Below are 20,232 nucleotides of genomic sequence, written 5' to 3'. Positions count from 1 at the left end.
AGGCTATGCTGAAGAGTCAGCGGCAGAAGGATTTGGTTTTTGACAGCGTGATCTATGTGGTATTGTTCATTATTATGCTCACGATGCTGTATCCGTTCTATTATGTGTTAATTGCTTCCTTCAATAAAGGCTCGGACTCGCTGCTGGGCGGTGTGTATCTGTGGCCCCGGAACTTTACCCTGGAGAATTACCGGGTGTTCATGGATGATCCCAAGTGGGTGAAGGCGTTCCTGATCTCCGTACTGCGGACGGTGTCCGGCACCTTGCTCGGACTGCTGCTCACCAGCATCGTCGCTTACGGTCTATCCCATAGAGATCTGTTATTCAGCAAGGTCTATTTCACAGTGATCGTATTCGCCATGTACTTCTCCGGCGGACTGATCCCTTATTATGTAGTCCTGCGTTCACTAGGCTTGTTAAATTCCTTTGCAGTGTACATTATCCCGTCCATGCTCAGCACGTTCTTCCTGCTCATTGCGATCTCGTTCTTCCGTGAAATTCCCGCTGAGCTAAAAGAATCTGCGCACATAGACGGGGCCGGTGAGCTTACGATATTCTTCCGCATCATCCTGCCGGTCTCAACGCCGGTGCTGGCAACTATGGCCTTGTTCATGGGGGTCGGGCAATGGAATTCCTGGCTGGATTCGGCTTATTTCGTCCAGTCCGAGGAGCTGCGTACGCTGGCCTTCCGCATGATGGAGGTCATTAACAAGAGCAACTCTCCGATGGATTCGCTGGCGGTAGCCAACAGTGCCTCGGCGGGTGTGACCAGCTTCTCCTTACAGGTCACTTCAATGGTGGTGTCGATTGTTCCCATAATCTGTGTGTACCCGTTCCTGCAGAAGTATTTCGTACATGGCATCATGCTGGGTTCGGTAAAAGGCTAGGCCAGTGCTTCAGTGTTCAAATGTTCCATTGCACATACAGCTCATTAATTCAATCATGGAGGGATTAGCTTGAACAAAAGCAGAAGCTTCAAGATCGTTGCAGCCGCACTCTCAATGGCCGTCGTGTTATCCGCCTGCGGCGGTAACGGGGGAAATACCGGCCAGCCCGCCCCGTCCGGCAGCCCGGACGCCGCAGCAGGCGGGAATGCGCCGGCCAAGCCCGGACAGGTGAAGGAGTTAAGCCTCTTCATCGATGCGTCGTGGTACCCGGTTACGGAATGGAAGGGCCCGGTCGCCGACATGATTACCGAGAAGACAGGAGTCAAGCTGAAGGTTACGGTCGCTACCGATGATAAGCAGCTTCCGCTGATGATTGCCTCCGGTGACCTGCCGGACCTGGTGTTCACCTCTTCCAACATAGACCGGTTATCCGACTCGAAGCTGTCATATTCCTGGAATGAGCTGATTGAGAAATATGCGCCAGATTTCAAGATTGACAAGACCCGGATTGCCATTCATACCATGGATGACGGCAAGTTCTATACCGTGCGGAACTCTTTTGCGACCCAGGAGGAGATGAAGAATAGTAAATATTCGTTAGGCAGCGACGGCAACCCGGGCATCGCGGTCCGGGAGGATATTCTGAAGGAGCTGGGGAATCCGCCGATCAAGACCCTGGATGATTTCGTCAAGGTGCTGGGCATGGTCAAGGAGAAATATCCCGAGATGGTCCCGCTGATCATGGACAAGGACTGGATCGAACAGTATTTCCTGGCCCAGTTCGGTACGGAGACCCTGCTCGACGGCTGGTATGAACAGGACGGCAAGGTGGAATATGCGATCAGACAGCCCAAAATGCTGGACTTCTTCAAGTTCATGAATAGCCTGTACCGCAATGGCTATATCCTGGCTGAGAATTTCGCACTGGCCAATGACCAGATTGATGATCAATATGCTACGGGCGGCAAAGCTTTCGCCCATAGCCATACGGTATCCACGGCAGATACCGATAACATCAAGATCAAGAGCAATCAGGGGAACTTCTCCTTCAAGATGCTGCCAAGCGTATTGTCGAAGGATGCCAAGGTAGTCAGCTCAGGACTCGGCTTCTCCGGAACCTTCATCACCAAGAAGAATAAGGACCCGGAGGCCTCCATCAAATTCCTTCAGTATCTGGCGAGCGATGAAGGCAAGAAGCTGACGATGTTCGGGGTAGAGGGCGTGCACTGGACCTGGAATGAAGAAGGCCACCCCGATTTCAAATACAATCCGTCCGATGCCGATTTCGTGAACAGCAACGGGATTAAATGGTGGTATCTCTATAACGATGGGGTTACCGAAGGTATGCTATCCTATGTTCCTGAGCTGCAGAAGACCCAGGCGCTGATGGAACTGAAGGCGGTCCGTATCTACAAGCCGGAGCTCGGCTTGATCCAGACTCAGCCGGATTCACAGGAGAAGACCATTAAGACCAAGATCGATGAGATGGTCAAGAATGAGAAGGTCAAAATCTATCTGGCTGAATCGGAGGAAGCCGCAGTAGCAGCCTATGAGAATATGCTGAAGAACGCAGAGAACATTGGCCTGCAGAAGCTGACCGACTGGGCGAATGCGACCTATCAGAAGAAGAAAGAACTGTTCAAGTAAGCGAATTCCTGCCGGTAGAGACCTGTCTCTACCGGGTTTTACATGTTCATGGTAGGATTAGAGAACACAAGTCGGGCACCGGAGGGACAGACTGCCGTGAGCATCGTACGCAAGATGATAGTAGGATATATCTTTCTGATTTTTATTCCTGTAGTTACGTTTGGCTACTATTATTATAGTAAGATCTATGACAGTGTAAGCAGCCAGTTTGTGGAGAGCCGTCAAAAGATACTGGAGCAGGCCTATGCCAATATGAAGGCGGACCTGGCCCGGATTGATTCCACCCAGCGTATGCTGCAGTACAACCCGTATGTCACCGACTATCTGGACGGCAGCTATGAGACGGACTCAGAGAGCATATATGCCTATAACCGTTATATCAATCCGGTGATTCTGCAATCGCTTAATATCAGTCCTGAGATCGACACGTTCAGAATCTATATAACCAAGCAGGGCGTGCTGCCCATTACTGACCGGCTGCTCGAACTATCGGCGCTGGATGAACAGGGTGCCGAGGCTACCCGTATACTCCGGCCGGGCCAGGGCAAGTGGATCATTCCCGATCCTGAGGTGGAAGCGCCCCCGCTGGTATTCTACCAGAAAATATACAATAATGACTTTACCGAGATTGTGGGATTGCTGGAGCTGCGGGTCGGCAGTGAGCTGATCCGCAAGTTCTACCGGGCAACAGGCGGAGGGGATTGGACTGCGCTGCTTCTGCCGGCAGAGGGTGAGCCGCTGGAGCGGGAAGGCATTCCCGCAGCGGTGGACGATGCCACCTGGAGCAGACTGGCTTCGGGAGAAGCGCAGACCTATTTCATTAACCGGGAGGTCATTGTTAATCAGCTATATATGAAGGAACTGGGTGTACGTGTCGCGGTCATCGGCAAGGTATCCGAGGTGTTCCGCTCGATCCGGAGCCAGGAGCTGGTGATGATTACGACATTCGCGGTGCTGCTTGCGTTATTGTCATTCGCCTATTACACACTCGCATCAACGATTACGAAGCGCGTACTCCGGCTCGCCAGACATATGCGCAACCTGAATGATGATAATCTGAAGCAGTCCATCAGCAAGGAAGATAAGCCGGGCCGCAGAGATGAGATCAGCTTCCTGACTGAGACCTATAATTCGATGCTCCTGCGCATGGATGAGCTGATCAACAATGTTCACCGGGCCGAGCTGCGCAATAAGGAAGCCGCTTACAAGGTGCTCCAGGCCCAGATCAAGCCGCATTTTCTCTATAATACGCTGGAGACCATCCGCATGCTGGCTGAATCGAACAACGACAAGGAAGTGGCGGAGATCTCTTACTGGTTCGGTAAGCTGATGCGCTACAGCCTGTCCGCCCAGGACGATCATACCGTTCTCTCCCAAGAGCTTGAGACCGTGGTCTTCTACCTCAATATTCACAAAATGCGGCTGCAAAAAAGACTTACCTATGAGGTCGATATCGCTGTGGCTGCGAAGACCCTGATCTGTCCAAGATTCATCCTCCAGCCGCTGGTTGAGAATAGTATTATTCACGGAGCTGCTGTGACGCTGCGGCCGGTCCATATCCTGATTCAAGCGCAGGAGACGGCAGAGGAGATCCGAATCAGCGTATCCGACAGCGGCATTGGCATTCCTGAAAACCAGGTGCGGCTTATTCAAGCTCGGTTATCCCGCGGGGAAGAGGTGAAGACTCAGGAAGAGGCGGAGGGAGGCGTGGGCCTGTATAATGTCAGCGAGCGAATTAAATCATTTTATGGCGGGACCTCACGGCTGGTTCTTGAGAGTGAGGAGGGCAAGGGGACCTGCCTGACCATCATCCTATCGAAAGGGGCGGCAGAGCAAGCATGAGAATTCTGATCGTAGACGATGAGCCGATTATCCTTGGAGGGCTGGTGAAGGTGATTGGCGGAGCCGCGCCGGTCGGGGCTGAGATCCGCGAGGCCGGTGACGCCTTCGAGGCGCTTCAGATTATGAAGGAATACATGCCGGATGTGACGGTAACCGATCTGCATATGCCGGAGAAAAACGGGTTCGAGATGATGGAGGAGGCGAAGGAGAACGGTTTATGTGAGCGCTTCATTATTCTTACCGGACATGATGACTTCGAATATGCCCGCCGGGCGCTCCGCTACGGGGTAGTGGACTACCTGCTGAAGCCGGTGGATAAGGAGGAGGTAGCCCGGCTGCTGAGTCAGGTGAACCGGAATCTTCCCTCCCTGGACAGTACGGACTGTCCGCCTCATGCCAAGCGGATTCTTGCCTATACCCGGCTGAATTATATGAATGACCTGTCCCTGGATCATCTGGCCGAGCTGATGAACCTTCATCCGAATTACATCAGCAGCCTGTTCAAGAAGGTCACGGGTGATACCTTTGTCAATTACCTGAATACCACCCGGATCAAGGAAGCGCAGAAGCTGCTGAGCCTCCACCGGGATCTGCCGATAGTCGAGATCGGACGCCGGGTCGGCTATGAGAACAAGCATTACTTCAACAAGGTGTTCAAAAAATATACCGGCAGCACCCCGGGCGCTTACCGGGAAGACCACTGAAGCTTGCGCTCGGCCGGGAGGCCGGGCGCAAGGATGGGGCATGCTGTACCTACACGCCTCTCTTGGCCTTCCGGCACTTCAGATTGTACGTACGCCCGTAGGCTGTGCCGTATCTTACGATCCGGTTCAGCATCCGGGGATCCTTCAGCTTGGTGAACGGGCAGGGATCAGGGGCGGTGTTCACTTCCAGAATCCAGGGAGTCAGCCGCCGGTCCAAGGCCACATCCACGCCGATTTCCTTAAGTCCGGGATAGGCAGAGCTTAACTGGATGGCGCACTTCACGCCAAGTCCGTTCATTTGGGCAAGCAGAGTCTTGCGCTTCTCGGAACGGGTGTAGGCCTTCAGCAGCGTCTCCACCGGATAGATGGTTCCGCCCTGGCTGCCATTCGTAACCACCTTCTGCGGATGCGCCACGCGTCCCGCCGCTCCTGTAGCCTCCCACTTCCCCTGAAGATTACGCTGCACCATCACACGGATATCAAAAGGCCGTCCGCCGTAAGTCAGCAGCCGGATGCCCTTTTGTACCAGATAGGACCGGCCCCGGGTCTCCGCCAGGAGGGACTGATAGGCCTCGTTATAATTACCGAATGTGCTTATCCTTGTCCCTGCCTGATAGCGGTAGGACCGCGCGTTCCCCGAATCAGCCCCGCTTCCGCCAGCGCCGCTATTGCTCCGCAGTATCCGCTGTTCAACCCTTATGACCCCTTCGCCTAACGAACCGCAGCAGGGCTTAATATAGACCATCTGATGATTTTGCAGCATGGCCTGGAGTACTCTCCGGCTTAGTTTTCGGGTCTCCGGGATATGCCGCTTTAATTCAGACTTCTTCGCCAGTATCGTTGTCTTCGTTAATTTATTGGATATTCGGCTGATTTGCTCCTTCATGCTAATCCCCCGTTCTATGGACTCTAATAGGCTATAGTACGGTACAGAGCCGGATTTGGCTTGGGCGGATGCCCCGGGGCTGAACACACAGGCAGATGATTACATAGATTATTGAAGGTATTCATCCGGGAGGCTGCGTTCAGGCAACCGGTGCGGGAGGCGTCGAAAGGAATGGCGGAGCAGTGGCGGGATAAAGTAAACGAAGTAATCAGGTACTTCCCCTGGTACAAGGATCTTATCGGCAATGAGCACGTGAATTACAGTCTGGAGCATCTTCCCCTTATGACTTCGGATTTGCTGGATACTCATTATTATAATAACGAACCCGATGCTTCTCTTGCAGTCTACCGGACCTCGGGCACCAGTACAGGACGGCGCAAATCAATCGTCTATTCGGAAGAGGATGAACAGCATTATATCGATATCAAAACCAGGCTGTTCGAAAAATTGCTTCAGGGAAGCGGATGTGCAAGGGCGCTGGCGGATATGGGGACCGGACATGCTGCGAATACGGCGCTGGCTATTTTTGCACGGCTGGGACTGGTTAACAGCTCCATTCCCTTCGAGTTGCCGGTAGAACAGCATATTGAGCGTATTCAGGCTTTCCAGCCCGACCTGCTGTACACCATGCCCTCTATCCTGGATCATATCGTATATGCTGCGGAGGACCCCCGGGCGTTCGGAATCCGCAAAATCATTCTGGTCGGCGAGATCGCTACCCGGGAGTGGCAGCAGAACATGGCCCGCCTGTTCGGCCTGAGGCCGCAGGATATTACCGATACGTACGGTTCGATTGAAATCGGCACGATTGCTTATTATTCGTATGAGCTGGGCCGGTATCTGCTGGCTGAAGGCATTGTTGCCGAAGCTGTGGGAATGGAGATCGTAGGGGAAGGGCTCGACCCGCTGAGTAACGGCGAAGGCATTCTGGTGTTAACTTCAACCGTGCGTAAGCTGCTGCCAGCCCTCCGGTTTGTCACCTATGATGTGGTGAGGGATTTCAGGACCGTGCAGGTAGACGGGGTGGAACGGCAGAGCTTCCAGTCCATCGTCAAACGGGTGGGCCGTGAGCTGAAGCATGGGGAGAAAATCAGCATCTACGATATTGAACAGGTGGTCTACCGTCATCTTCAGCAGGCCAGGGTCCGGGTTCATGTCAGCCATAATGCATTATCCGTGTATATCCAGAGCAGGTCAGCAGCTCTATCCTGCGTTCCGGTCATCAGGGAAGAGATCAGGGCATGCATCCCGGAGATTGGTCTGATGATCGCAAATCACCTGCTTGACGATATTGAGGTCATTCTGACGGCAGAGGACGGGGAGCTTATCGGCGGGCAGGTGAAGAACAAGAAGCTGTATTACCGGAAAGATCAAACGGAGCAGCAGACAGTGGAGCAGCGGGCAGAGCCTCAGCTTACCAGCGGGATTTTATCGGCTATCGGACATACACCGCTCCTCAAGCTGGAGCATCTGTTTGCTGCCAGCGGGTTCAGCGTATACGCCAAGCTGGAGCTGATGAACCCGGGAGGAAGCGCAAAGGACCGCCCAGCCTTGCGGATGATCCGGGAAGCGTGGAAGGAAGGTCTTATCGGGCCGGGGACCGTTATTATTGAATCCAGTTCCGGGAATATGGCCATCAGCCTGGCCATGATATGCAAGCAGCTCGGGATGAGCTTCATCAGTGTGGTGGATGCCAGAACCACCGGGATGAATCTTCAGATGCTGAAGGCCCTGGGTGCGGACATTGATTTCATTGACCGCCCTGATCCTGAAACCGGGGAATTCCTGCCGGCCCGCCTGAAGCGTGTGCAGCAGCTGCTCGCGGAGAACCCGGGCAGCTATTGGCCGAATCAGTATGCCAATCCCAATAACTATCTGTCCCATTATGATACGACTATGCCTGAGATCGTGAACGAGCTGGGGCAGGTCGATTACCTATTCTGTAGTGTCAGTACCTGCGGAACGATAAACGGGCTGGCAGAATACGTGAAGGACAAGGGATTGCGGACCCGGATTGTGGCGGTGGATGCAGAGGGTAGCGTTATTTTTGGCGGTTATCCGAAGAAGCGGCACTTCCCTGGACTGGGTGCCGGTATTGTGCCCCCGTTATGCAGACTGGACCTGATCGACCGGATTGTGCATGTGACCGACGCCGATATGGTGAAGGGCTGCCGGGCGCTGGCCCGCAGGGAATCCATTCTGGCCGGAGCCTCCTCCGGGGCAGTGCTTGCCGCTATTCGGCAACTTAAGGAGGAGATCCCTCCCGGCGCGGTCTGCACCGCCATCCTGCATGATAAGGGAGAACGGTATCTCGATACGGTATACTCGGACACCTGGGTTCAGAACCAATTCGGAGCGGAGCTGCTGTCAGCCATGGATGAATATCTGGTGTGACCACCTTACCTGAGCTTGGCCTTATCGGCTGTGGACCGATAAGGCCAAGCTTATTGTCAGATGACTATTAACGTTCCTTGGCGACCCGATCGAACGGATTCAGATATAGTCATCACCTGGGAAGAAGGCCTATGGTATGATGGACGTAATCGTAATAGCAGATCCGCCCGTGATTTTACACCCCATTAACATCCTTAATATGTTGGCGTGATATAACTGAAACAATCGGTTATAAGAGGAGAAGATGAGATGAAGCTAAGCAAAGAGGAGAGATCGTGGATTCTGTACGACTGCGGGAATTCCGCTTATTCGATGGCCGTGACTACGGCGCTGCTGCCGATTATCTTCGGGATGTTTGATAATGTGGGCAGCAGCATGGACCTGGGGTACTTCAACTCCATCGCCAGTATTCTGGTCGCGGTCCTCAGCCCGATTCTCGGTACGATTGCCGATTATAAGGACCGGAAGAAGCGGTTTTTTATTTTTTTCGCTGCGCTCGGTATCCTTGCCACCGCCTCCCTGGCCTTCGTGTCCCCGGACAGCGGTCAATGGCAGCTGCTCATCGCCTTTTACATTCTGTCAGCGGTCGGCTTCGCCGGGTCCAATATCTTCTATGATTCCTTCCTGGTGGATGTTACGGAGGATGAACGGATGGACAAGGTGTCTACCCGAGGGTTCGCCTACGGCTACATCTTCAGTTGTATTCCGTTCGGTATCAGCCTGCTGCTGATCTTCCTGCTGGGGATGGACAAGGCCATCGGCTACCAGATCGGGTTCATCATTACGGCGCTCTGGTGGGGGCTGCTTACGGTGCCAATGATCCGCGATGTGAAGCAGAGATATTATATCGAGCCTGAGCCGAAGCCTGTTGCCCGGAGCTTCCAGCGTATCGCTGCCACCTTCAGGAATATCCGCCAGCACCGAATCGTCTTTGTGTTCCTGCTCGCCTACTTCTTCTACATTGACGGAGTGGATACGATTATCAAAATGGTTGTGCCCTACGCCACCTCCGTTCTCGGCACAGATGCCCTGGATACCTTCACGCTGCTGGGAATTCTGCTCATCATCCAGATTATTGCCTTTCCCTGCGCGATTCTCTATGGCAATCTGGCCAAAACCTACTCCGCCCGGAATCTGATTATTGCCGGGATCTTCACCTACGTTATTTCTTGTATCGCAGCGTTCTTCATTAGCTCGGTATGGCATATTTTCCTGCTGGGTGCGCTGATCGGCTCGGCACAGGGCGGTATTCAGGCGCTTAGCCGGTCCTATTTCGCCAAAATCATCCCGAAGGAGAATTCCAACGAATTCTTCGGGTTCTATAATATCTTCGGCAAGTTCGCGGCGATTCTCGGCCCTGCCTTAATGTCTCTGACCACTACCTTGACCGGGGATGCCCGCTACAGTATTTTGTCGATTATTCCGCTCTTTCTGATCGGCTTCTTCATCTTCATCACATTGCCAAAGGGGACATAGTATGGAATCTACTGGACTGCAACCGCCACCACCCTCAGCAGCCAAGCATCTGATCGTCATTTCCTATGATGCCTTCTCTGAAGATCACTGGGAGATAGCCAGCCGCCTGCCCAATCTGTCCAAGCTGATCACCAGCGGTGCCTACAGCAACCGTCTCAGAAGTGTCTATCCTACGCTCACTTACGTGGTACATACGACCATCGCTACCGGCGTCTACCCGGATAAACACGGCATCTATCACAACAATCCGCTGCAGCCGTTCGTGCCGGAGGAGGAGCAGCGCTGGTTCTGGTTCCGGGAGGCGGTCCAGGTGCTAACGATCTATGATGCCGCGCGTAAGGCGGGGCTGAGTACGGCGGGACTGCTCTGGCCGGTAAGCGGCAAGTCCTCGATTCAGTATAATATTCCAGAGATCCGTGCGCTAAAAGGAGAGAATCAGGCGCTCAAGATACTGCGAAGCGGCAGTCCCCTGTACTGCGCCCGGCTGGAGCTGAAATACGGACGGATCAGGCAGGGCATCGCCCAGCCGCAGCTCGATAACTTCACCACGAAATGCGCCGCCGATACGATTAAGCGGCATAAGCCGAACCTGCTCATGATGCATCTAATCGACCTGGATGACACCAAGCATATGTACGGCACGGATAGCGGGGAAGTAGACGATGTCATCCTGCGGATGGACAACCGGCTGGGGGAGATTATGCAGGCGGTTGATGATACCGGAATCCGGGAGGAGACGGTAATTATGGTACTGGGTGATCATGGTCAGTTCAACGTGCGCTACAAGGTGCATTTGAACAATCTTTTGCAGGCTAAGGGGCTGATCTATGAGAAGGATGGCGTGATGCAGTGGCGGGCCTACTTCCAGAGCGGCGGCGGTTCAGCTTATCTGCATGTGCAGCCCGGAGATGAGGAAGCGCAGCGGCTGGCCTTGGCGGCGGTGAATGAATATAGGCGTGACGGAGCACCCGGCATTGAGAGTGTATATACGGAAGAGACGCTGAAGCAGCTTCATGCCAGTCCGGTGGCAAAAGTCATGCTTGAAGCACAACGGGGCTACAGCTTCGATGAGGCGCTCGCGGACACGCTGATCACCGATCTGCAGGCGGAGGGTATACGCTATGCTACGCATGGCTACTCGCCAGATGCAAGCGGGTACCGCTGCAATCTCGTCATCGCAGGGGCTGGGATCAAGCAGGGCTATCCCATCGGCGATCTGGAGATGGTCGACATCGCCCCGACGATGGGACGAATTCTGGGGATGGAGTTCGGGCCGGGGGACGGGCGGGTGCTGGAGGAGATTTTTGAGGCATAGCTAGGGGAATAGTAATGGTAGTATGAATGATGAATAGAGCAACTTCCATCGGTCTGATCAGGATGTCCGCGCACGCGGCCGCCGGGTTGGGCTTTTTTTGTTGTTGATAGGGTGGGTGAACAGGAGGATAGCTTGCTTATGCGGGGGTGTGGAGCGGGTGCACGCAAGCTGAATGTAGGCGAAAAAGCGAACACAATGTGCGCGCCGAGGTAGAGTGGCGTTTACCGCAGGAAATAGGTGGATTTCCTCCACTTGCTGATGAACGAATGAGCGCTTCCCGGACAACAGTTGTATAAACAACACTTAATTTCAGCCTATTTAGCCGCAGAAGCCCAAACAAACTATTTTAGTTGCACTATTTCCACTTGTTGCCATGCATTTGCCTGAAGTGGGCTAATTAAGATACGTTTTTCCACCTGTTTGCCGCTAAGAGGGAGGCGCTGCCCCTGAACATTAACCAACGCCACGACTGTAATTTAAATTTAAATTACCGTTGACAATTTGCCTATGATCAAATATATTATCCATAAGAATAAAAGTTTCCTCGGGGAAACATATATGTATACGAGAAACAATAGACTCATTAATAGGCCATATAGTTTGAACTGAATAATTCAAGTTGCGGGAAAAGTGGCGGAGGGGAATTTTGGAACTGGAGGAGAGGTAGCGGCCGGAAGTCCAAAACTTCTCTGGAGTCACGGCCAATCCCAAAACCTAAAAAGACTAGATAGGCTAAATAAGAGACGGGGTGCTGACATGATTCAGATTAAAGGTTTAAATGTTGATTATTTCGGCCATTCGGCGCTGGAAGGAGTGACGCTCGATATCCCCTTCGGGCATTCGGTAGGCATTATCGGGCCCAATGGCGCCGGTAAATCCACATTCATTAAGGCGCTGCTGGATGTGATCAAGAAGAGAAGCGGAACGGTGAAGGCAGAGGGGAAGGACATTGCCCTGTACAGACGGAATATCGCCTATGTGCCGCAGAAGAATGATATCGACCTGACTTTTCCCATTACAGTGAAGGATACGGTGTTGACCGGAACTTTTCCGAACCTGAAGCTGTTCCGGCGTCCGGGGAAGAAGGAGAGAGCGATTGCAGAGCGCAGCATGGCGATGGTGGAGATCGGTGACCTTGCGGATAAGCAGATCAGCAATTTGTCCGGCGGGCAGCTGCAGCGGGTGTTTATCGCCCGGGCGCTGGCCCAGGAGGCCAGTGTGTTTTTCCTGGATGAGCCGTTTGTCGGCATTGATATGGTCAGCGAGCGCATCATTGTGAACCTGTTCAAGCAGCTCCGCGAGGAAGGCAAGACCATCCTGGTGGTGCATCATGATCTGCATGAGGTCGAAGAATATTTTGACAAAATCATTCTGCTCAACAAGCAGCTAATCGCCTTCGGAGATGTGCAGGATACCTTCACCACGGAGAATATCCGCAGAGCCTATGGTACCTCCTTGGGCAATGTAATGATCCAGGGGGCGGGAGGTGCCGCTCATGCTTGAGTCCTTATCCAGTCTGCTGAATATTCCAGTATACGCCATTAACGCCGGGTTATCTGCGATTATCCTCGGGATTGTCTCGGGGGCGCTGGGCAGCTTCATCGTTCTGCGCAAAATGTCGCTGATGGGCGATGCCTTATCTCACGCGGTGCTTCCGGGCGTCGCCCTGTCTTATATTCTGGGCATCAACATCCTGCTGGGCGCTTCGTTGTTCGGCCTGTTAGCCGCTATTCTCATTCAATTCATCACCAGCCGCAGCAATATTAAGAGTGATACCTCCATCGGCATCATTCTCAGCTCGTTCTTTGCACTCGGCATTGTCTTGATTACGTTCGCCCGCAGCGGGCTGGATCTCACCCATATTCTGTTCGGCAACATTCTGGCCGTTCCGCAATCCGAGCTGCTGCAATCCTTCATCATCATGCTGGCGGTGCTTGCCATCATTACACTGCTGTACAAGGAGCTGCTGATCAGCTCGTTCGATCCGGTGGTAGCGAAGGCTTACGGGCTGAAGACCGGTTTTTATCATTATCTGCTGATGATGCTGCTCTCCGTAGTGACCGTCTCCTCCTTGTCCCAGGTCGGGATTGTGCTGGTCATCGCCATGCTGGTCATTCCGGCAGCCACCTCGTATCTGTGGTCGAATTCCTTGCTGCATATGATCGTTTTGGCCTCTGCAGTAGGGGCAGCCTCGGGGATCATCGGTGTATACGTGAGCTTCCGCTACAATCTGCCGACAAGTGCAACCATCGTGCTGGTAGGCGTCACACTGTTCAGCATTTCATTCATCATATCGCCCAAGAATAATTTTCTGCGGAAAGGATTGAAGCAAGCATGAGACTGTTCAAAATACTATCGGCATCCGTACTCATTCTACTACTAGCAGCATGCTCCAACACCAGTAAGGGGGGAGCGGATGACGGTAAGCTGGAGATCGTGGCCACGTATTCGATTATTGCAGACATGACCCGGAATATCACCGGAGATAAAGCGGAGGTCTACAGCATGGTGCCTATCGGCACTGACCCGCATATGTATGACCCGCTGCCCGCAGATACAGGCAGGGTCTCCAGTGCGGACCTTATTTTCTATAACGGCTTGAATCTGGAGACCGGCAAGGGCTGGTTCCAGGATCTGCTCAAGGTGACGAAGAAGGAAGCGGCCGCGTTTGCCGTCTCCGAAGAGGTCACGCCGATGTACCTAACCGAGAAGGGGAAGGAGTCCCAGGTTGACCCTCATGCCTGGCTGGATATACAAAATGCGGTCAAGTATGTGGACGTCATTACCGCGCGTGTGATCGAACGGGACCCGGACAACAAGCAGTATTATCTGGATAACCAGACCGCATATGTGAAGGAGCTGACGGAGCTGGATCAGTATGCCAAGGAAGCTGTGAGCAAGGTCCCGCAGGAGAAGCGCGTGCTGGTGACCAGTGAAGGGGCCTTCAAATACTTTTCCCAGGCCTATGGCTTCGAGTCCGCCTTCATCTGGGAGATCAACACTGACAGCCAGGGAACACCGGAGCAGATGAACCGGATCATCGGCATCATTAAGGAGAAGCAGATTCCGGCGTTATTCCTGGAGACGAGCGTCAACCCCAAGACGATGGAGACGATTTCCCGCGAGACCGGGGTGCCGGTTCACTCCAAGATTTTCACGGATTCTCTGGCTAAGGAAGGCGAAGACGGAGACACCTATCTGAAGATGATTAAGTGGAATATCGATCAGGTGATTGAGGGCTTATCGAAGGAATAGGCAGATGCCTGTGTACGAAAAAGAGCCCGCAACAACAAATAACCCGCAAGGCCGGATAAGCACTGCTATCCTTGCCTGCGGGTTATTCGTTATCCTTAGGGGTTATTTTGTGTGGTGACAATCCCGAGCACGAAGCCGTCATAGCCCTTGCTGCCGACCGTCTGTATTGCAGTAGCATCTATACGCGGCTCTGCGGCGAGCAGCTCCATGAACTGCCGGATGCCTTGAACCCGGTCATCTGCACTGCCCGGGTCAATAACCTCGCCGTCACGCACCACGTTATCGGCTACGATGACTGCGCCCGGCCGGGCCAGCTTCAGCGCCCACTTCAGGTAATGCGGATTATTAGGCTTGTCGGCATCAATGAAGATGAAGTCAAACGGCTCATAGCCCCGGGCTTCCAGCAGCGCCAGCGAATCCAGCGCCGGGCCTTCAATTACCTCTGTCTTGTCTGCCAGCCCCGCCATTCTCAGGTTATCCTCAGCTACTACAACATGCTTGTGCTCGAATTCCAGCGAGACCAGCCTGCCCGTCTCCGGCAACGCCCGCGCCAGCCAGATGGTGCTATAACCGCCCAGGGTGCCAATCTCCAGAATGTTGGACGCTCCCTTCATTTTAGCGAGCAGATGCAGCAGCTTCCCCTGATTCGGAGCGACATCAATCGCCGGTAAGCCGGCCCCTGTATTCGCATCCAGCACAGCATCCAGGACCGGATCTGCCGCCAATAATCGGTCATTGAAATAAGCGTCTACGTTGCTCCATTTGTTCTGTTCTTCCATGTGAATCCCTCCGTTAGTTGTGTTTTTGTATTGGTGTATTAGAACTGCTTTAAATATAAAGGATTGTCAATCATAATACTAATATATGTTAATGGTATAATCATAAGTATAGATTATGAATACAACCGGTGAATAGGAGGGTAATTATGAACATTCATGCACTGAGGCTTTTTTATTATGTAGCCGAGACGGGAAGCGTTACGAAGGCGGCTGCCCGGCTGAGGATCAGCCAGCCGGCGGTGACCAGCCAGATCAAGAAGCTGGAGAAGGATTTGGGGCTGCCGCTGTGTAGTCCCAGCGGCCGGGGAATCTCGCTGACTCCCTTCGGCACAGAGCTGGCGAAGCAGGCAGGCAATCTCTTCACCTATGAAGAACGGATAGAGGAGTTCGTAGAGGATTACCGCCAGGGCCGGAAAGGGAAGCTGCGCATTGCCGCCACCTATCTTCCGGCGAATTTCCTGGTCCCGGGCTGGGCGGCCCGGTTCAAGGCGGGGCAGCCCGAGATGGAGATTGAGATTACCACGACCAATTCCACGCAGGCCTTTGAACAATTGCAGCGTCATGAAGCAGATGTGGCCTTTTACGGGGGCGGAGCCAAGGAGAAGCCGGAGGATGTAGACTGGCTGGAGCTGTTTGAGGATGAGCTGTGGTTCGTAGTGGCCCCTTCCCATCCTTTTGCCAATGGTACGGTATCGCTGCCGGAGATGATGCAGGAGCCGTTCGTGATGCGTGAGGAAGGCAGCTCCACCCGGGAGCGTCTGGTCTCGCTCTGTACAACCTACGGCCTGAAGCCGCCGCGTGTGACCCTGCAATTCAGCGGGTTGGGCGAAGTCATTCGTTCGGTCATGGCAGGGTATGGCGCCAACTTCATCTCCTCGCTGGCTGTGCGGGACTATGTGGAGTGGAAGCAGTTATGCCGGGTACAGGTGGAGGGCATTCAGCTTAGCAATCATATTGCTGTCTGTACACGCAAGAACGAGACCCTGTCAGCCGGGCTACAGCGGTTTATTGACATCTGCCGGGAATGATAAAACAATAATTAAATATTATTATTCGATCTAAATATATTGATAAACGATAAATACTGTGTTAAATTGAACTCACAATTAATGAGTGAGGTGCTTGTCTTGATGAAACGTAAACCCGCTTCAACCACTTTTTTGAAGGCTGTGATTCTTCTGCTGGGCATGGGTGCACTGGCCCTGTGTATCTTTGCGGTTCCGTCCATCGCCGGCTTTGCAGCCGAGCTGTATCCGGAGCATGCGTACCTCAAGGCTCTGGTCATGATTGATTTATACGGGGCGGCGGTACCTTTCTACATTGCGCTCTATCAGACCTTCAGGCTGCTGGGGTATATTGACCAGAACATGGCCTTCTCGGAGGCTTCGGTACAGGTGCTGAAGAATATCAAGCACTGCGCAGTGGCCATCAGCGGGATATTCGTTATAGGGTTACCGCTGTTCTATCTGATGGCGGAGAAGGATGATGCCCCGGGGATCATCGTCATCGGGATGATCCTTATTTTTGCCTCGCTGGTCATTGCCGTGTTCGCGGCAGTTCTCCAGAAGCTTTTGAAAGACGCTATTGAACTGAAATCTGAAAATGATCTGACAGTCTGAGGTGACGACCATGGCGATTATAATCAACATTGATGTCATGCTGGCCAAACGGAAAATGAGCGTAACCGAGCTTACGGAGCGGGTGGGAATTACGATGGCGAACCTGTCCATTCTGAAGAACGGCAAGGCCAAAGCGATCCGTTTCTCAACGCTTGAGGCGATATGTAAGGCGCTGGACTGCCAGCCGGGAGATATTCTGGAATACACAGCGGATGCTATAGAATAATGGACATCGGGAGCGGGGAGGGAACGGTATTGAGAACCATGACACGGCTGCTGCACTTCGGGTATCATCAGGCGATGAGCTGTATCTTTCCTGTAGCGATCTTTGGAACGTTAATCCTGACCCGCACAATCGAGCTGCCGTTCATCCACCGCTATGATCTGATTCTGCTAATTCTGCTTACTGTGCAGTACCTGATGTACCGGAGCGGGCTGGAGACGCTGGATGAGCTTAAGGTCATCTGTGTGTTTCATGTAATTGGACTGGTGCTGGAGATGTATAAAATAAAAATGGGCTCCTGGGCCTACCCGGAACCCGGTTATGCGAAGCTGCTCGGTGTGCCGCTGTACAGCGGATTCATGTATGCCAGTGTGGCCAGCTATATGTGCCAGATCTGGCGCAGACTGAAGATGGAGTTGACCGGCTGGCCGGGTCTTGCCGCTGCTGGACTGCTGGGCGGAGCGATCTACCTGAACTTCTTCACCCACCACTATATTCCGGATTTCCGCTGGTGGCTGACAGTCCTTGTAGTAGTGGTATTCTGGAGAACCTGGATCATCTACCGGGTGCAGGGCAAGACCTACCGGATGCCGCTTGTGCTGGCTTTTGCCATTGTAGGGTTCTTCATCTGGCTGGCCGAGAATATTGCGACCCTCCTGGGAGCGTGGCAATACCCGGACCAGCACGAGAGCTGGCATCTGGTCGGCTTCGGCAAGATCAGCTCATGGTTCCTGCTGGTGATTATCAGCGTGATTATTGTCGCTCAGCTTAAGCATGTGAAGGCCGGCCGGAACGGGTCCAGATAGCCAGTCCGTCCAGCGGATAACGGAAGGACGGTCCCGTTCCGCCGGAGACGGAAGGGATTAGCGAACATTGTTCCCCGTTGGAATCAAGGGAGAATAGCTGTTCAATGTGATAGACACCGGGAGACGGTGCTGACTCATAGAGTCTCAAGGCGACTCCAGCAGCCGTTGCTGCTGTGATGGATGCTTCATGTACGCCTGTGATTCCGTATTCTCTGGAGGCGGGTATACCGTCCTTCATGCCACAGGCATCGACTTTGACCGCGTAGCGCTCGGACCCGAAGCGGAAGCGGGTGAACGCCTGGACCGCGAGGTTGCGGAGCGTCCGGTTACGCAGCAGACGGGAGAGTCCGGTGCGGCGCAGCAGAGCTGCGGCTGAGGTCATGCTCCGTGAATCGAAGCAGAGCCGGGTCGAGACAGAAGGTACGGCAAGGGTCTGAGGCAGAGTCATCTGATCCGAAAAAGGAAACCGGTAGGCTCTATGCGTCCGCAGAGCAAACCCGAAATCCGCAGTCTTAGCCTCCGTGAAGCTTGAGGCGGTGCGCGGTCTGCCGTGTTCGGTAATCTCGAAGTCGGCTCCAAGGTTGTCCACCGTCCACTCCATAGCCGCCTGTCCATGGCTGTCACCCAGTCCCAGCATGATCGAGATGTCGATCTGCTCTGTATGGTCCAGCTCCTGGACAGCCCGTGCCGCAAGCAGGTTCGTTAACCCTGGTGCGAGGCCGACACTCAGCACTGCTGCCGCCTTGAGCTTATGCTTCACAGGGTCGAGCCTTTGCAGCATAGTCAGGAAGTCTCCGCTTGCCGAGACATCTACATAATGGGTGCCGCTCTGGAGGCAGGCTTCTGCTAGCCTGGTGTCCTGCTGATCTAGACACATGACGACCAGCTTGACCTTCCCCAGCAGCTCTGGGGGAAGCGGCTTCTCTGCCGACAGGCGCAGCGGCTTCACATATCCGCCGGTACTGCGGGAGAATTCCTCGGCCCTGTTCAGGTTTCTTCCTGCCGCGTAGACCTTGCCGGGGTGCTGTGCCCCGAGTAGCCGGCATATCTGTGACCCGACATGCCCGTAGCCGCCGATTACTACAATATCTGTTTTCATAAGTATTCCCGTCCTTCGTGGTGGATTGCAGAATCTGCGGTATAATTAACGTTACGTATCATTATCCTGCTAAGGCGGGCGGCAGACTATCCCACATTTGTGGGATTTCGGGGAGGACAGAAGATGAACAAGGGAGTACATAGCCTATTACAGCTTGACCCTGTCCGGGGTGGTCCGGTTCTGGATTCACAGCAGTACCGCGAAGCGGTAATTGCCAGGCTCCGCCTGCTGGTTCCGTTCGCTGCGGCCTGTTGTACGACAGTAGACCCGCACACGCTTTTAACCACAGGGGCAGTCACGGAGCAGGGACTTGAAGAGGTTCATCCGCTATTGTTCGAATATGAATATCTGCATGAGGATTATATGAAGTATGAGCAGTTAGCGGTGTCGGATATTCCGGCAGTCTGCTTAAGCGGAGTGACCGGGGGAAGCCTGGAGAAAAGCGCGCGGTACCGCAAGGTGCTGCAGCCCGCCGGATTCGGGGATGAGCTGCGCGTAGCGCTGCGCACAGGCGGGGTCTGCTGGGGGTTCCTGACCTTATTCCGTCAGTTGGGCCAGCCGGCGTTTCAGGAGCAGGAATGTGCCTTGTTGGCTTCGGTAGCTTCGCTGATCGCTGAACGTCTGCGTGCGTATTCCTCTATCCTGCCGGTATCCGGAGCGGACCGGGCAGTGCCGGAGGATAACGGTATTCTGGTGCTGAGTGAGCGGCTGGTACCGGTCAGTGCGAATGCAGCAGCCCGTTATTGGCTGAAGCAGATCTGGAGCCTGGAGCAGCTGGAAGAAGGGCAGCTTCCAGGCCCGGTGCGTGCCGTCTGCCTGCGGGTGCTCGGCGCGAAGAAGCCCGCCGGAGCCGGGACTTCTCAGGCAAGAATAAGTCTTCCAATCGGAGACGGGGCGTATCTGACAGTTACCGCAAGCCTGCTTGGCGGCCCGCAGACACAGCTCGCCGTATCCTTGGTAAGTGCCCGCTCCGGCGATGTTTTCCGGCTGCTGGCCGAAGCCTTCGCCCTGACCGCGCGGGAGAAGGAGCTGGCAGAGCTGCTGGCGCTGGGGTTATCGACCAAGGAGCTGGCCGAATCGCTGCATATCTCCGCCTACACGGTACAGGATCATTTGAAATCCATCTTCGCCAAGACAGGCGTATCCAGCCGCAGAGAGCTGATCAGCCGGCTGCTTCCGCGATAAGGGTCGAGAATTACTTATGAGAATTACAAATGTAGAACAAATAAGGGGAATCTCCACAGCCTTTGGCTGGAGATTCCCCTTGCTTCATGTTCGGACTTGTATAGATCTGGAACTG

At 53.9% G+C, this 20,232-nt stretch carries 18 protein-coding genes; 15 read left to right on the top strand and 3 right to left on the bottom strand.

The window, feature by feature from the left end:
• The first annotated feature begins 5 nt into the window (after window positions 1-5).
• The 4 genes from C173_RS25195 (at window position 6) to C173_RS25180 (ending at window position 5,080) form a co-directional block, all read left to right on the top strand.
• The gene (locus C173_RS25195) at window positions 6-887 is read left to right on the top strand and encodes a carbohydrate ABC transporter permease (protein ID WP_036729917.1); all 882 of its coding nucleotides are present in this window, start codon (window positions 6-8) and stop codon (window positions 885-887) included.
• Between the two features lie 69 nt (window positions 888-956).
• Window positions 957-2,534, top strand: a complete 1,578-nt coding sequence (locus tag C173_RS25190) for an extracellular solute-binding protein (protein ID WP_235192010.1) — start codon at window positions 957-959, stop codon at window positions 2,532-2,534.
• Window positions 2,535-2,582: 48 nt separating this feature from the next.
• The gene (locus C173_RS25185) at window positions 2,583-4,376 is read left to right on the top strand and encodes a sensor histidine kinase (RefSeq protein WP_063830953.1); all 1,794 of its coding nucleotides are present in this window, start codon (window positions 2,583-2,585) and stop codon (window positions 4,374-4,376) included.
• Window positions 4,373-5,080, top strand: coding sequence for a response regulator transcription factor (locus C173_RS25180; protein WP_036729911.1), 708 nt, complete (start codon window positions 4,373-4,375; stop codon window positions 5,078-5,080). The genes C173_RS25185 and C173_RS25180 overlap by 4 nt, the downstream gene beginning before the upstream one ends.
• 49 nt (window positions 5,081-5,129) lie before the next feature.
• Here the strand turns inward: C173_RS25180 and C173_RS25175 are convergent, their stop codons facing one another.
• A complete protein-coding gene (locus C173_RS25175) occupies window positions 5,130-5,966 on the bottom strand; it encodes a YheC/YheD family protein (RefSeq protein ID WP_036729909.1) in 837 nt (278 codons plus the stop codon).
• Window positions 5,967-6,077: 111 nt separating this feature from the next.
• Here C173_RS25175 and sbnA point away from each other — a divergent pair, with 111 nt between their 5' ends.
• The 6 genes from sbnA (at window position 6,078) to C173_RS25140 (ending at window position 14,406) form a co-directional block, all read left to right on the top strand.
• Entirely contained in the window at window positions 6,078-8,360 is a 2,283-nt protein-coding gene (gene sbnA / locus C173_RS35525) for a 2,3-diaminopropionate biosynthesis protein SbnA (RefSeq protein WP_327196490.1), read from the top strand.
• Window positions 8,361-8,609: 249 nt separating this feature from the next.
• On the top strand, window positions 8,610-9,836 hold the full coding sequence (locus C173_RS25160) for an MFS transporter (RefSeq protein ID WP_036729907.1): 1,227 nt from the start codon (window positions 8,610-8,612) through the stop codon (window positions 9,834-9,836).
• Window position 9,837: 1 nt separating this feature from the next.
• On the top strand, window positions 9,838-11,151 hold the full coding sequence (locus C173_RS25155; protein ID WP_051478365.1) for an alkaline phosphatase family protein: 1,314 nt from the start codon (window positions 9,838-9,840) through the stop codon (window positions 11,149-11,151).
• Window positions 11,152-11,910: 759 nt separating this feature from the next.
• Window positions 11,911-12,654, top strand: a complete 744-nt coding sequence (locus C173_RS25150; protein WP_200869588.1) for a metal ABC transporter ATP-binding protein — start codon at window positions 11,911-11,913, stop codon at window positions 12,652-12,654.
• On the top strand, window positions 12,647-13,489 hold the full coding sequence (locus tag C173_RS25145) for a metal ABC transporter permease (protein ID WP_036729903.1): 843 nt from the start codon (window positions 12,647-12,649) through the stop codon (window positions 13,487-13,489). The genes C173_RS25150 and C173_RS25145 overlap by 8 nt, the downstream gene beginning before the upstream one ends.
• Entirely contained in the window at window positions 13,486-14,406 is a 921-nt protein-coding gene (locus C173_RS25140) for a metal ABC transporter substrate-binding protein (RefSeq protein ID WP_036729901.1), read from the top strand. Before C173_RS25145 ends, C173_RS25140 begins: the two co-directional genes overlap by 4 nt.
• A gap of 95 nt (window positions 14,407-14,501) precedes the next feature.
• Here C173_RS25140 and C173_RS25135 read toward each other — a convergent pair whose 3' ends face one another.
• Window positions 14,502-15,185: an O-methyltransferase gene (locus C173_RS25135; RefSeq protein WP_036729898.1), complete on the bottom strand. Its 684-nt coding sequence runs from the start codon at window positions 15,183-15,185 to the stop codon at window positions 14,502-14,504.
• 146 nt (window positions 15,186-15,331) lie between these two features.
• On the opposite strand from C173_RS25135, the gene C173_RS25130 reads away from it, so the two are divergent.
• The 4 genes from C173_RS25130 to C173_RS25115 all read left to right on the top strand — a co-directional run bounded on the left by C173_RS25130 (window position 15,332) and on the right by C173_RS25115 (window position 17,833).
• Entirely contained in the window at window positions 15,332-16,213 is an 882-nt protein-coding gene (locus tag C173_RS25130) for a LysR family transcriptional regulator (RefSeq protein WP_036729896.1), read from the top strand.
• A 102-nt stretch (window positions 16,214-16,315) separates the two neighbouring features.
• Window positions 16,316-16,804 (top strand): DUF2975 domain-containing protein, encoded by a 489-nt coding sequence (locus C173_RS25125; protein WP_036729895.1) that lies wholly within the window; start codon window positions 16,316-16,318, stop codon window positions 16,802-16,804.
• A gap of 10 nt (window positions 16,805-16,814) precedes the next feature.
• Window positions 16,815-17,030, top strand: a complete 216-nt coding sequence (locus C173_RS25120) for a helix-turn-helix domain-containing protein (protein ID WP_036729893.1) — start codon at window positions 16,815-16,817, stop codon at window positions 17,028-17,030.
• Window positions 17,031-17,059: 29 nt separating this feature from the next.
• Window positions 17,060-17,833 (top strand): DUF817 domain-containing protein, encoded by a 774-nt coding sequence (locus C173_RS25115; RefSeq protein WP_155991632.1) that lies wholly within the window; start codon window positions 17,060-17,062, stop codon window positions 17,831-17,833.
• Here C173_RS25115 and C173_RS25110 read toward each other — a convergent pair.
• Complete coding sequence (locus C173_RS25110) at window positions 17,796-18,932, bottom strand: saccharopine dehydrogenase family protein (protein ID WP_063830945.1); 1,137 nt, start codon at window positions 18,930-18,932, stop codon at window positions 17,796-17,798. The genes C173_RS25115 and C173_RS25110 overlap by 38 nt on opposite strands.
• A 123-nt stretch (window positions 18,933-19,055) precedes the next feature.
• Between C173_RS25110 and C173_RS25105 the strand changes: the two genes are divergently transcribed.
• The gene (locus C173_RS25105; RefSeq protein ID WP_051478362.1) at window positions 19,056-20,117 is read left to right on the top strand and encodes a LuxR C-terminal-related transcriptional regulator; all 1,062 of its coding nucleotides are present in this window, start codon (window positions 19,056-19,058) and stop codon (window positions 20,115-20,117) included.
• Window positions 20,118-20,232 lie beyond the last annotated feature (115 nt).

This window comes from Paenibacillus sp. FSL R7-277 (assembly GCF_000517965.1).
Taxonomy (GTDB): domain Bacteria; phylum Bacillota; class Bacilli; order Paenibacillales; family Paenibacillaceae; genus Paenibacillus_AQ; species Paenibacillus_AQ silagei.
This window is presented reverse-complemented; position numbering and strand designations above follow the sequence as displayed.

Bases quoted from the DNA above. Each gene is read 5' to 3' on its own strand.
- C173_RS25195 (WP_036729917.1), top strand. From the start codon at position 6: ATGCTGAAGAGTCAGCGGCAGAAGGATTTGGTTTTTGACAGCGTGATC.
- C173_RS25185 (WP_063830953.1), top strand. From the start codon at position 2,583: ATGGTAGGATTAGAGAACACAAGTCGGGCACCGGAGGGACAGACTGCC.
- C173_RS25180 (WP_036729911.1), top strand. From the start codon at position 4,373: ATGAGAATTCTGATCGTAGACGATGAGCCGATTATCCTTGGAGGGCTG.
- C173_RS25175 (WP_036729909.1), bottom strand. From the start codon at position 5,966: ATGAAGGAGCAAATCAGCCGAATATCCAATAAATTAACGAAGACAACG.
- C173_RS25160 (WP_036729907.1), top strand. From the start codon at position 8,610: ATGAAGCTAAGCAAAGAGGAGAGATCGTGGATTCTGTACGACTGCGGG.
- C173_RS25155 (WP_051478365.1), top strand. From the start codon at position 9,838: ATGGAATCTACTGGACTGCAACCGCCACCACCCTCAGCAGCCAAGCAT.
- C173_RS25145 (WP_036729903.1), top strand. From the start codon at position 12,647: ATGCTTGAGTCCTTATCCAGTCTGCTGAATATTCCAGTATACGCCATT.
- C173_RS25140 (WP_036729901.1), top strand. From the start codon at position 13,486: ATGAGACTGTTCAAAATACTATCGGCATCCGTACTCATTCTACTACTA.
- C173_RS25135 (WP_036729898.1), bottom strand. From the start codon at position 15,185: ATGGAAGAACAGAACAAATGGAGCAACGTAGACGCTTATTTCAATGAC.
- C173_RS25130 (WP_036729896.1), top strand. From the start codon at position 15,332: ATGAACATTCATGCACTGAGGCTTTTTTATTATGTAGCCGAGACGGGA.
- C173_RS25125 (WP_036729895.1), top strand. From the start codon at position 16,316: ATGAAACGTAAACCCGCTTCAACCACTTTTTTGAAGGCTGTGATTCTT.
- C173_RS25120 (WP_036729893.1), top strand. From the start codon at position 16,815: ATGGCGATTATAATCAACATTGATGTCATGCTGGCCAAACGGAAAATG.
- C173_RS25110 (WP_063830945.1), bottom strand. From the start codon at position 18,932: ATGAAAACAGATATTGTAGTAATCGGCGGCTACGGGCATGTCGGGTCA.
- C173_RS25105 (WP_051478362.1), top strand. From the start codon at position 19,056: ATGAACAAGGGAGTACATAGCCTATTACAGCTTGACCCTGTCCGGGGT.